The 12,427-nt window shown below is 59.3% G+C and carries 9 protein-coding genes and 1 pseudogene; 3 read left to right on the top strand and 7 right to left on the bottom strand.

Annotated elements, in window-relative coordinates; translation table 11 throughout:
* Positions 1 to 7 precede the first annotated feature (7 nt).
* The 6 genes and pseudogenes from N4R57_07430 to N4R57_07405 form a co-directional block, all read right to left on the bottom strand.
* A complete protein-coding gene (locus N4R57_07430) occupies positions 8 to 781 on the bottom strand; it encodes a DUF2189 domain-containing protein (protein UYV38849.1) in 774 nt (257 codons plus the stop codon).
* A 57-nt stretch (positions 782 to 838) separates the two neighbouring features.
* On the bottom strand, positions 839 to 2,260 hold the full coding sequence (locus N4R57_07425; GenBank protein UYV38848.1) for an amidase: 1,422 nt from the start codon (positions 2,258 to 2,260) through the stop codon (positions 839 to 841).
* A gap of 60 nt (positions 2,261 to 2,320) precedes the next feature.
* Positions 2,321 to 3,448, bottom strand: coding sequence for a peptide chain release factor 2 (gene prfB, locus N4R57_07420; GenBank protein ID UYV38847.1), 1,128 nt, complete (start codon positions 3,446 to 3,448; stop codon positions 2,321 to 2,323).
* Between the two features lie 81 nt (positions 3,449 to 3,529).
* Positions 3,530 to 6,082 carry a PBP1A family penicillin-binding protein gene (locus N4R57_07415; protein ID UYV38846.1) on the bottom strand — a complete coding sequence of 851 codons (2,553 nt, stop codon included), beginning with the start codon at positions 6,080 to 6,082 and terminating at the stop codon, positions 3,530 to 3,532.
* 106 nt (positions 6,083 to 6,188) lie between these two features.
* Positions 6,189 to 7,399, bottom strand: a pseudogene (locus N4R57_07410) (N-acetylmuramoyl-L-alanine amidase).
* Between the two features lie 54 nt (positions 7,400 to 7,453).
* Entirely contained in the window at positions 7,454 to 8,599 is a 1,146-nt protein-coding gene (locus tag N4R57_07405; GenBank protein ID UYV38845.1) for an aminotransferase class I/II-fold pyridoxal phosphate-dependent enzyme, read from the bottom strand.
* A gap of 57 nt (positions 8,600 to 8,656) precedes the next feature.
* Here N4R57_07405 and N4R57_07400 point away from each other — a divergent pair, with 57 nt between their 5' ends.
* Genes N4R57_07400 through N4R57_07390 form a run of 3 tightly spaced genes read left to right on the top strand, consistent with a single transcriptional unit; the run spans position 8,657 to position 11,275 of the window.
* Complete coding sequence (locus tag N4R57_07400) at positions 8,657 to 9,976, top strand: M48 family metalloprotease (protein UYV38844.1); 1,320 nt, start codon at positions 8,657 to 8,659, stop codon at positions 9,974 to 9,976.
* 16 nt (positions 9,977 to 9,992) lie between these two features.
* Positions 9,993 to 10,745 (top strand): DsbA family protein, encoded by a 753-nt coding sequence (locus tag N4R57_07395; GenBank protein ID UYV38843.1) that lies wholly within the window; start codon positions 9,993 to 9,995, stop codon positions 10,743 to 10,745.
* A 26-nt stretch (positions 10,746 to 10,771) separates the two neighbouring features.
* Positions 10,772 to 11,275: a hypothetical protein gene (locus tag N4R57_07390; protein UYV38842.1), complete on the top strand. Its 504-nt coding sequence runs from the start codon at positions 10,772 to 10,774 to the stop codon at positions 11,273 to 11,275.
* A gap of 15 nt (positions 11,276 to 11,290) precedes the next feature.
* On the opposite strand, the gene ispG is transcribed toward N4R57_07390, so the two are convergent.
* Positions 11,291 to 12,424 carry a flavodoxin-dependent (E)-4-hydroxy-3-methylbut-2-enyl-diphosphate synthase gene (ispG, locus tag N4R57_07385; protein UYV38841.1) on the bottom strand — a complete coding sequence of 378 codons (1,134 nt, stop codon included), beginning with the start codon at positions 12,422 to 12,424 and terminating at the stop codon, positions 11,291 to 11,293.
* Positions 12,425 to 12,427: the final 3 nt, after the last annotated feature.

Below are 12,427 nucleotides of genomic sequence, written 5' to 3'. Positions count from 1 at the left end.
TGCGCCCCTAGTCGCGGATCGCAATCTGGTCATAGAGATGCCAACTGGCATGCCCCAGCAGCGGCAGGACCAGATACAGCCCTAGAAAAGCAGGCAGCATGGCCAGAAACGTAACAACCGCAATGAACGCCGCCCAGCCGAACATGACTGCCGGATTATGCGTCACGGTCTGAAAACTGGCGATCATCGCGGTGACAAAATCCACCTCGCGATCAAGCAGCAATGGCATCGAAATCACGGTAATCATGTAAAGCAATGCGGCGAAAACCGCACCGATTGCCGTGCCAACGCCAAGCATCATCAAACCATTCCCGGTTAGGTAAACCTCAAAGCTGCTCGATACATTTGTCATCGTGGAAAGCCCTAAAAACAGGGCGAAAATCATATGCGAAAGGAAAAACCAGAACAGGAATATGATGACAACAATGGCACAGATCGACGGCAATTGCCGCCGTCTCTGATGCGCCACCACGCCGAAAACCTTGTCCGCGGCAAGCGGCTCACCCCGCTCCAGCCGTCGCGAGACCTCATAAAGTCCCACCGCCGCAAATGGCCCAACAAGCGGAAAGCCAACCGCTGCAAACACCAACCAATAGCTTTGCCCCGTCAGCCACGTAATACCGAGGAAGAGCAACCCAACCAGCACATAAACGCTAGAAAAGACAAACCCATAAAACGGCGAGCGCTTCATGTCGCCCCAAGCGCGGCGAAGCGCCTCTTTCAGCATCGCCACCTTGACCTCACGCAGATCAGGGACACCCATCTCAAGGGGTTCTTGCATAGGCTCCTCCACGATCACATGCGCGTTTATGCATAACACCGTGAAATAGCGGCGAAATCAAGCGCTGCCAATGATCTCTGGCCGGGTCTTGGTGAATTGCGTCGCCTCATGCCAAAGCTGCCCCACCTGAAGCAAGCGCGCATCGCTACCGCGTGGCCCGAAAAGCTGAACCCCCGCAGGCAAACCATTCGCGCCAAACCCAACCGGAAGATTGAGACACGGCAAGCCCAGAAGCCCGATCGGGATCACTATCTCCATCCAGCGGTGATAGGTGTCCATCGCAACACCAGCCACAGTCTCAGGCGAACGCCACTCAACCGGAAACGGCCACACCTGCGAACTCGGCAGGATCAAGGCGTCATAGGTTTCGAAAAGCTCAGCTGCGCGCTTGAACCAGTTTGAGCGCAAGACGCTGGCGCGATGCACATCCATCGCCGACAGGTTCAAGCCGCGTTCAATCTCCCAGACCGCCTCGGGCTTGAGCATGTCGCGTGTCTTGGCGTTCTCATAGAGCGCCGCTGATCCCCCGGCCACGGTCCACGACCGAAGCGTTATCCATGACTCCCAAATTTGGGCCGCGTCAAAGGGGGCTGCAACGGCTTCTACCTTTGCGCCAAGCGTCTCAAGCACTGGCAAGGCCGAAGCACATTGCTCCAGCAAGCCCTCCTCCATTGGGTACGCCCCGTCCCAATCGCCCAACCAGCCGATGCGCAACGCGCCTGTCGGCTTGTCGATTTCCGGCAGGGTTGGTGGCGCCGTGAACCCATGCGGCTGACGCGCATCTGGTCCTGACTGTACATCAAGAAGCGCCGCAACATCACGCGGACTACGCCCCATCGGGCCAGCAGTGGACAATTGATGCAGGAAATTGTCGCCAATCGCCTCGGACGGAACGCGCGCCCAACTTGGGCGAAACCCATACACGTTGTTCCACGCTGCCGGGTTTCGCAGCGACCCCATCATGTCTGATCCATCTGCCACAGGCAGCATCCGGCACGCCAAGGCCGCCGCCGCGCCTCCGGATGAGCCCCCGGCTGAACGCCCAAGGTCATAAGGGTTATGCGTCGCGCCGTGCACCGGATTGAAAGTGTGCGAGCCTAGGCCGAATTCCGGCGTGTTGGTCTTGCCGATGATAATCGCACCGGCGGCGCGCATTCGCTCCACCATGATGTCATCCGCCTCGGCCACCTGCCCTTCGAAAATGGGTGAGCCCATCGACGTTGGCAGCCCCTTGGCATTGGACAGGTCTTTCACCGCCAGTGGCAGCCCGTGCATCCAGCCTGAGCGTGCGCCATTATCTGCCGCGCGCGCCTCGGCCAGAATGTCATCCTCATCGCGCAGCGAGACGATCGCGTTCACATCGCCATTAACCGCGTTAATGCGATCAAGCGTCAGCCGCATCAGCTCTTCAACGCCGATCTCGCCCTTCTCAACAAGGGCCGCCTGCTCCAACGCGTCCAGATCCAGAATATCGCTCATGTGTCACTCCCCGCATGTTTCGCACAAGTTACGGCAGTGCTCAGCCGATACAATCCCGGATCAGTCCTCAGCCTGTGCTTCGCCCCGGCTTTTCCCGCTCAGATCAAGAGCCAGCGTCGCTGCCATGAACTTGTCGAGATCGCCATCAAGCACACCTTGCGTGTCCGAGGTTTCGACATTCGTGCGCAGGTCTTTGACCATCTGGTAGGGCTGCAAAACATAAGACCGGATTTGGTTGCCCCAGCCCGCATCGCCCTTGGCCTCATGCGCGGCGTTGATCGCCTCGTTCCGCTTGTCCAACTCCAGCTGATAGAGCCGCGATTTCAACGCCTTCATGGCAATGTCGCGGTTCTGGTGCTGTGATTTTTCCGAACTGGTCACGACAATGCCAGTCGGCGCGTGGGTGATCCGTACAGCCGAATCCGTGGTGTTCACGTGCTGCCCACCCGCGCCAGACGACCGGTAGGTGTCGATCCGAATGTCAGCCGGGTTCACGTCGATATCGATGTCATCATCGACCACCGGATAAACCCAAACCGAGCTGAACGACGTATGACGTTTGGCCGCGCTGTCAAAGGGTGAAATCCGCACCAAGCGATGCACCCCGCTTTCGGACTTCAACCAGCCATAGGCGTTGTTGCCGGAAATCTTATAAGCGACGGATTTGATCCCGGCCTCGTCCCCTGCCGACTGCGACTGAAGCTCGACCGAATAGCCTTTCTTTTCGGCCCAACGCACGTACATCCGCGCCAGCATCGACGCCCAGTCACAGCTCTCCGTGCCCCCGGCTCCGGCGTTGATCTCAAGGAAAGTGTCGTTGCTGTCCGCTTCGCCGTTCAAAAGCGCCTCAAGCTCTTTCGCCGCGGCCTTGCTTTCCAGCGATTTAAGCGCCTCTTCGGCATCTTGGACGACTTCTTCGTCCTCTTCCATCTCGCCCAGCTCGATCAACTCGACATTATCGTCAAGGTCCTGACGGATGCTCTTGTAGGTGTCGATCGCATCGACCAGTGCTTGCCGGTCCCGCATCAGCTTTTGCGCCTTGGCCGGATCATCCCACAGGTTGGGGTGCTCCACCCGCGCGTTGAATTCCTCAAGCCGGTGTTCGGCGGTGTCCCAATCCATCCGCTGCTGCAAAAGCGTCAGGGATTTTTCGATTTTGGCCACGATATTCTGAGTTTCGGCGCGCATGTGTGATCTCGCTAAAAAGGCTTGAACCAGCGTGATAAACCAGCCGCCCTGCCTCGGCAAGGCGACTGCGCATTCAATGGCTCAGTAAAGCCCGCCCGAGCTCAGCGTGCCAAAGCTTGCCTTGGGCCCCACAACCGCTTTTTTACCAGTCGAGGTCGTCACCTGTTTCGAATTGGCCTCGGCCTCTTGGAACAGTGGCAAGTTAGAGCCCATTGCGAAACCACCATCAAAGGTGATGCCAAAGATCGGCTCTTCGCCTTCGCGGAAACACTCTGAAACCACACCCGGTCCGCTGGCATCAGAGGAGAGCTTTGCGCCGGTGATCCGGTCGATCTTGATGAACATACATTCATCCGGTGCACGGAACTTTCCGCCGCCGTATTTCTTGATCGCTTGCCCCATAAACTCCTGGAACACCGGTCCACACATGCCACCGCCAGACGCCCCGCGCCCAAGGCTGCGCGGCGTATCATAGCCGATATAACAGCCCGCCACGATGTTCGAGGTAAAGCCGATGAACCACACATCCTTGGCGTCGTTGGTTGTGCCGGTCTTGCCGGCCACCGGCACGGGCAGATTAACGGCTTTGGACGCCGTGCCGCGCTGCACCACACCCTGCATCATAGACGTAAGCTGATAGGCCGTGACCGCGTTCATCACCCGCTCACGACTTGATGTGATCTTCGGGCCGTTGCCACGCGGAATGGTCGGGTCGCCACAGTTAACGCATTTGCGGTTGTCGTGTTGAAACACGGTATGGCCATAGCGGTCCTGCACACGGTCCACCAAGGTCGGCTCAACCCGCTCGCCGCCATTGGCAAACATCGCATAGGCCGACACCATCTTGAACAAGGTGGTCTCTTCTGAACCAAGCGCGTTGGCCAAAAACGGCCCCATCCGCTCGTAAACGCCAAACCGTTCGGCATAATCGGCGACCACGTCCATGCCGACCTCCTGCGCCAGTCGAATGGTCATCAGGTTACGCGAGCGTTCAATCCCGGTGCGCAGCGGCGTCGGTCCGTAAAACTGATGCGAGGCGTTCTTGGGCCGCCACACGCCCTGTGGCGTGTTGATCTCGATCGGGGCGTCCACGATGATCGTCGCAGGGGTATAGCCGCTGTCCAGCGCGCTGGCATAAACGAACGGCTTGAACGATGAGCCGGGCTGTCGGCGCGCCTGCGTGGCGCGGTTAAACACCGAATTCTGATACGAAAAGCCGCCTTGCATCGCGATCACACGGCCGGAATTCACGTCCATCACCATGAAACCGCCCTGCACTTCTGGAACCTGTCGCAAGGTCCAGCGGATAAAGCTGCCGTCTTTGTCCGCAGTCATCTTGCGCACAAGTACCACGTCGCCAACCTCAAGCAGATCACCGGCAACGCGGGCCTTCTTGCCGCGTTTGCCATCTTCAAAAACCTTACGCGCCCATTGCACATCCTTGGCCGGGATCCAGTGGCCATCGTCATCGTTTTCAACGCCTTCAATGCCGATCCGCGCGTCTTTTGCGCCGATCTCAAGCACAACGGCCGGATGCCAAGGATTTTCAAGCGTCACATCGCGCGACACCTCGACCTCGGCCAGCGCTGCGCGCCAGCTTTCTTCGCTGGTCAACTGCTCAGCCGGAATTGTCTTGCCTGTTCCGCGCCAAAGGCCCCGGCTCCGGTCATAGCGTTCCAACTGGCGCTGAAGCGCATGGGCTGCTTTGGTTTGCATTTCAGGGTCAATCGTCGCCCGCACGCTCATCCCGCCGGAAAAGAACTCGTCCTCGCCAAATGTTCCACTCAACTGGCGGCGAATTTCATCGGTGAAATAGTCCCGCGGCGGAAGCGCGACGCGATAGCTTTCAAAGTCCCCGTTTTGGACCGAGCGCAGCGGCTGCGCCACTTCCTGTTCGTACACCTCGCGCGTCAAAAACCCGTTTTCCATCATTTCCTTCAGCACAAAATTGCGCCGCGAAAGCAGCCGCTCTTTGCGCCGCACCGGATGGAATTGCGACGGGGCCTTGGGAAGCGAGGCAAGGAACGCCGCCTCATGCGGGGCAAGCTCTGACAGGGTCTTGTTGAAATAGGTCTGCGCTGCGGCGGCCACACCATAAGAGTTCTGCCCAAGGAAAATCTCGTTGAGATAAAGCTCAAGAATGCGATCCTTGCTCAGCGTCCCTTCCAGCCGCGTCGCAAGGATGATCTCCTTGATCTTACGCTCGATCCGCCGGTCGCCCGACAGCAGGAAGTTCTTCATCACCTGCTGCGTGATCGTCGACGCCCCGCGCACGCTTTGCCCGCGCGTCGCAACCGCCTCATACGCCGCCGACAGGATGCCGCGTGCGTCATAGCCCTTGTGGGAATAGAAATTCTTGTCCTCGGCGCTGATAAACGCCTGTTTAACCAGGTCGGGAATATCGCTGGCAGGGACAAACAGGCGCCGTTCATTGGCGAATTCATCAATGATACGCCCTTCGCTCGAATAAATCCGGCTGATGGTGGGCGGCGTATATTGCGCAAGACTCTGGTGGCTGGGCAGGTCGCGACCATACACCCAGAAAATAGCCCCCAAGGTCAGCGCAACCATCATCAGCCCCAGGGTGATAAAGGTGAACAAGCCGCCTAGCGTTGAAAGAACAAATTTCAGCACTTTTTTCCCCTGCTGCTGGTTCGGCCTATATAGGGAACGGACCTCGCCGCGTCAAAACACATCCGCATGATAAATCGGCTGTTTTCTGCCTTCTTCATGCCGTCGCTCATTGGCGAACAAGGGCACGCGCCGCTTCATCCGCGATGATCCACGCCTGCAACCCATCCCGCAACGCCGCCGCCGCTTTTCTGCGCCACAACGGATCGGCCAGATTAGCCAGGCCCGGTCACTCGACAAAAACCCTATTTCCAACAGGATAGACGGAATGTCCGCCGCTTTCAGCACCGAAAATGCGGCCGATCGGTTTGGCCTACGATTGAGCGGCACCCCGGCCTTCTTGAGCGAAGTCACAAATTCCCGCGCCAAAGCATCGGTGCGCGGTTGTGTCTCGGCCCGCGCCAGATCAAGCAAAACATCCGCCACCACGTCATCCGCGCCGGTCAGATCGACACCGGCCAACAGATCACCCCGCTCGTGGCGCTCTGCCATCAAGGCGCTGGCCTGATCGCTCGCTTCTTTTGACAGGGTATACACAACCGCACCCCGCGCCCGGCCTTCGGACAAAGCATCCGCATGAAGCGAGACAAGCACATCGGCCCCAACCTGATGGGCAATCGCAACCCGCTGCTCAAGCGAAACAAAACGGTCATCCACGCGGGTCAGCACCACGTCAACACCATCCACCCGCAACAACGCATCACGCAGATCAAAGGCGAACATCAGCATCAGGTGCTTTTCCGTGTGACCGTGACGCTCTGCCCCTGGGTCAATCCCGCCATGCCCCGGATCAATCAACACAGTCAGTCGATCTGACCGCCCCTGCTTTGGCGCCGCCTTCCCGCTTTGCCCCCATGCCATAAGGTCGGTCGGCAAAGGTGCTGCGTTGAACGCCTCTCGCGTTGCGTCGCGCAGATTGATCGACAGATGCGCCCCGCCGGTATCCGGGTCCACCTGCATCTCAACAAGGTTCACCAACATCGGCTGGACGAGGTCAACAACCATACGCGACCACCCCGGTCGCACCGCGCCAACGCGCACGGCCTTGATCTTTTCGGCCTGATCAAAACTGTCGGCTTCAAACCCTGTCCAATCCACCTCGCGGAAATCAATCACCAGCCGATCAGGTTTTGGTAGGGTGTAAAGCCGATAAGGAATGCCCTGAGTAAGCCCGATTTCAAGCTGCGCCCCGCCGCGCAAGTCCGCGACACCGCTGGCAGCCCCATCCACCCGCGCAAGGCCGGAAAACCCTTGCGCCGCAAGGCCCGCACCGCAAAACGACAGCACGAAAACAATCAATACTCTGGCCAGCCTGCTCATGTCCCGCTCCGGGTTTGTTGCCCCGACACTAAAGCAAAACGGCGGGGATGAAAATCATCCGCGTTGCGCCATGTAGCGTTGCAAGCGGGTCAAACCTTCCTCGATGTCTTCGCTCGATCTGGCATAGGAAAACCGCAAGGTGCCGCCGCCCCGTTCAGGATCAAAATCCAATCCCGGCGTCACCGCAACCCCGGCATGTTCAAGCAATTCCGCCGCAAACGCCCTGCTGTCATCCGTCATGTGCGAGACATCGGCGTAAACGTAAAACGCGCCATCCGGCGGCGCGATCCGGTCAAACTTGGCTTTCGGCAACCCCGCCATCATCATAGCGCGGTTCTTGGCATAAACCTCAAGGTTCCCGTCCAACTCATCGTCACAATCCATCGCCGCCAATGCCACGACCTGCGCCGCATGAGGCGCGCAAATAAACATGTTCTGCGCCAGCCGTTCAATGATGCGCACATGATCCGGCGGCACAACCATCCAGCCCACACGCCAGCCGGTCATCGAAAAATACTTGGAAAACGAATTGATCACATAGCACTCATCGGTGATTTCCAACGCGGTCACCGCTTTCGCCTCATATTCGATACCGTGATAAATTTCGTCGCTGATAAACGCAGCACCCTGCGCTGCGCACGCTGAAATCAAGGCCTCCATCGCCGCGCGGTCAAGCATTGTGCCCGACGGGTTCGCCGGTGATGCCACCATCAACCCTTGCAAGTCCAAACCCTCCAGTTCGCTTGCAACCGGTTGCAATCGGTTCTCGGGCCGTGTTGCGATGCTCACCGGCTCCACATCCAGCGCCTTGAGGATTTGGCGGTAGGATGGATACCCCGGCTGACCAATGCCAACCCGGTTCCCCGCATCAAACAACGCCGTAAACGCCAAAATAAACGCGCCAGACGACCCCGGCGTGACAATCACCCGCTCAGGGCCAAGCGCAACACCGTACCGCTCACCATAGTGCCGAGCGATTCGTGCCCGCAACGCCGGCAGGCCAAGCGCCACGGAATATCCCAGCGGGTCTTCTTCCATCGCTTTGGCCAAGGCACTGCGCGCGGCTTTCGGCGCTGGTGTTCCCGGCTGCCCCACTTCCATATGAATAATGTGGCGCCCCGCCTCTTCGGCCCGCCGCGCAGCCTCCATCACATCCATCACAATAAAGGGATCGACCGCACCGCGCCTTGAGTTTCGCATGGTTTTCTTCCTATCAATGCTGCATCGGCTTTACACAAGGATCGGAGCCCGCCGTCAATGCAGCGTCTCGTCAGCATGTGCGCCATTCTCGCCTTTCTGGGCGCGCTAAGCCTGCCTGCCCGCGCTATAACCCTGCTGCGCGACCCCGATGTCGAACATGCGCTGGCACAATTGGCCAAGCCGATTTTGACGGCGGCTGGCCTGTCGCCGCTGCGGGTGAAAATCCTCGTGGTAAAGGATCGCAACCTCAACGCCTTTGTGATTGATGCCAACCACATTTTCATTCACTCGGGCATGATCTCCCGGCTCAAAACCGCCGCCGAACTGCAAGCCGTCATTGCCCATGAGGCCGCCCATATCGCCCACGGGCACATCGCGCGGCGCACGCTTAATGCGCGTTCGGCCAAGAATATCGCGGGGCTCGGCCTTGCCTTGGCCGCAGCAGCCGCCGCCGGGGGCAATTCACAAGCCGCCGCCGCTATTGGCATCGGGGTGGGCAGCTCTGCGAGCCGCGTGTTTTTCTCTCACACCCGTGCCGAAGAGGCCTCGGCCGATCAATCCGCCGTGCGCTATATGGTCCGTGCCGGGGTTGATCCCCAAGGGGCCGTGCGCGTCATGGAAATCTTCAACGGCCAAGAGCTTGTTTCGGCCAACCGCCAAGACCCCTATGCCCGCTCACACCCGATGTCGCGCGACCGCCTGCGCCATGTCAAAGCCCTCGCCAACAGCCACAGCGGCAAAGTCAGGAACAGCGCCACCGCCGATTACTGGTTTGATCGCGCCAAGGGCAAGCTCACCGGCTTTTTGCGCGCCCCGAAATGGACCCGCCAACGGGCCAAGGAGTCAGCTGCCGAAGACATCCGCCTGATGCGCATCGCGGTCAGCTATCACCGGGACAGCAATACCGCCAAAGCCATCAAAACCATGCAGGCGTTGCTGGCTCGCAAGCCAAAAGACCCGTTCTATCACGAACTTTACGGCCAAATCCTTTTGGAAAGCCGCAAGACGAACGCCGCGCTCAAAGCCTATCGTAACGCGGTTAACCTCGCCCCGCGAAACGCCCTTATCCTCGGAAGCTACGGCCGCGCTCTGCTTGTCACCGGCCAGGCTAAATCCGCGCTGCCCATCCTTGAAAAAGCCCACGCCCGCGATGGTCAGGACGCCCGCGTCCTGCGCGACCTCGCGCAATCATATGCGAAGATTAACAAGCCCGGTATGGCCGCGCTTCTCACAGCCGAGCGTCATGCCCTCAAAGGCCGGATGAAAGACGCCGGCATTCTCGCCAAACGCGCGGTAGGACTTTTGCCGCGCGGATCATCTGGTTGGCAACGTGCGCAGGATGTGCTTTCTGCTGCCGAAGCTGCCGCCGCCAACTGAATTGGAGCCTCCCCTTATGATACGTCACCTCACCGCCGCTCTTGCGCTTTCGCTAGCTTTGACCAGCCCGGCAGCAAGCTTTGATCTCAAATCCATGAACGCGGCCGAACGCGACGCGCTTCATGCCGAGATCCGCGCCTATCTTCTGCAAAACCCAGAAGTCATCATGGAAGCGGTCGCCGTTCTGGAAAAACGCGAGGCCGAACAAAAAGGCCAATTGGACAAGGCGCTTGTCGCTGCGAATGCCGATGCGCTCTTTAACGACCCCAACTCATGGGTCGGTGGCAATCCCGAAGGCGACATCACGCTGGTTGAATTCGTCGACTACCGCTGTGGCTATTGCCGCAAAGCCCATGACGAAGTCGCCGCTTTGCTCAAATCCGATGGCAACATCCGCATGATTGTAAAAGACTTCCCCATTCTGGGCGAGGCTTCGACCCAATCGGCACGCTTTGCCATTGCCGTGCGCCAACTCGCCGGGGATGACGCCTATCACGCCGCTGGCGAAGCTCTGATCCGCCTCAAGGGGCAGCCAAGCGAACCCGCGCTATCGCGTCTGGCTGAAACGCTTGGGCTTGATGCAAAAGCCGTGATTGCACGCATGTCCTCCGATGAGGTCAGCGCCGTGATCGCCGCCAATCACGCGCTTGGCCAGAAACTACAGATCAACGGCACGCCGACATTTGTCATGAATGATGAAATGCTGCGTGGCTACCTGCCACTGCAGGGGATGCGCGCCCTCGCAGCCGAGCTCCGCGCCAAAGGATGATACGCCACTGGGCAGCAGCGTTTTTGATGGTGCTGCCCATCACGGCCTTTTGCGATACGCGTTTTGACGCTCTTGATGCCGAAGAACGCCGCATCTTGCAGGCCGAAATTCGCGCAGTGCTACTGGCGTCGCCTGAGGTTTTGCAAGGCCCCGCTCCCAAAGCCACCGCCGATCTGGCACCGGGGTATGACGCCGAGATCTCTGATGATCACGCGCTCATCAACACACACCAAGACGCGCTTTTTGCACCGACCCTTCCGGGAGTGGGTAAACCAGACGCGGCACTGCGCATCGCCCTGCTGATCGGCCCGAATTGCCCCGCCTGCGCGCGCGCCGAAGCCGATTTACGCGACCTCGCCAAAACCTATGACCTGCGGCTTTTCTTGGTTGATACGCGCAGCCATCCCAACCTCGCCAAGGCGCTCGGTGCGGACACGCTTCCGTTTTACGTGATGCCGCGCATGATGTTGCGCGGCCATATGCCCCGCCCGGTGCTTGACCGGTATCTGCAAAACGCGACTGGGCAATAAGCGCGCGCGCTGTCGCTATTCGGCGGCTTCCGCCGCTTCGGCTTCGGCTGCGTCAATCTCTGCTGCGCGTTTTTCGACCAGACCGACAATGTGATCGACCATCTTCTCGTTGTCCATCTTGTGATCCTGTTTCCCGGCAAGATAGACCATACCCGACCCGGCCCCACCACCAGTGAACCCAACATCGGTCATAAGCGCCTCACCCGGCCCGTTCACCACACAGCCGATGATCGACAGGCTCATCGGCGTGTGGATATGCGCCAACCGGTGCTCCAGCGCCTCAACGGTTTTGATCACGTCAAATCCCTGCCGCGCACAGGACGGACAGGAAATAATGTTCACCCCCCGGTGGCGCAGCCCCAAGGATTTGAGAATTTCAAAGCCAACCTTCACCTCTTCAACCGGATCGGCAGACAGCGACACGCGCAACGTATCGCCAATCCCCATCCAAAGCAGGTTGCCCAACCCGATCGCACTCTTGATCGTGCCCGACACGAAACCACCGGCCTCGGTGATGCCAAGGTGAATAGGCGCGTCCGTCGCCTCGGCCAGCATCTGATAGGCCGTCGCCGACATGAACACATCCGACGCTTTGACACTGATCTTGAAATCGTGGAAATCGTGATCCTGCAAAATGCGGATATGTTCCAAGCCGCTTTCGACCATCGCATCGGGGCACGGCTCACCGTATTTTTCAAGCAGGTGCTTTTCCAAACTGCCCGCGTTCACCCCGATCCGCATGGAACACCCGTGATCCCGTGCGGCCGCGATCACCTCGCGCACACGCTCTTCGCTGCCAATATTGCCCGGATTGATCCGAAGACAGGCTGCCCCAGCCTCGGCCGCTTCAATCCCGCGGCGGTAATGGAAATGGATGTCGGCGATGATCGGCACCGGGCTTTCTGCGACAATCTCTTTCAGCGCCTTCGCCGAAGGCTCATCCGGCACTGACACCCGAACCAAATCCGCCCCTGCCTCGGCTGCGGCCTGCACCTGTGCCACCGTCGCCGCGACATCTGTGGTTGGCGTGTTGGTCATGGTTTGCACCGCAATCGGCGCATCCCCGCCCACCGGCACGTTGCCTACGAAAATCTGGCGACTCTTGCGGCGTTCAATATTGCGCCACGGACGGACATGGTTGATCGACATGGG

The sequence above is a fragment of the Rhodobacteraceae bacterium D3-12 genome (genome assembly GCA_025916135.1).
Lineage (GTDB): Bacteria > Pseudomonadota > Alphaproteobacteria > Rhodobacterales > Rhodobacteraceae > JAKGBX01.
Note: the sequence above shows the minus strand (reverse complement) of the source record. Positions and strands in the feature narration are given on the sequence as shown.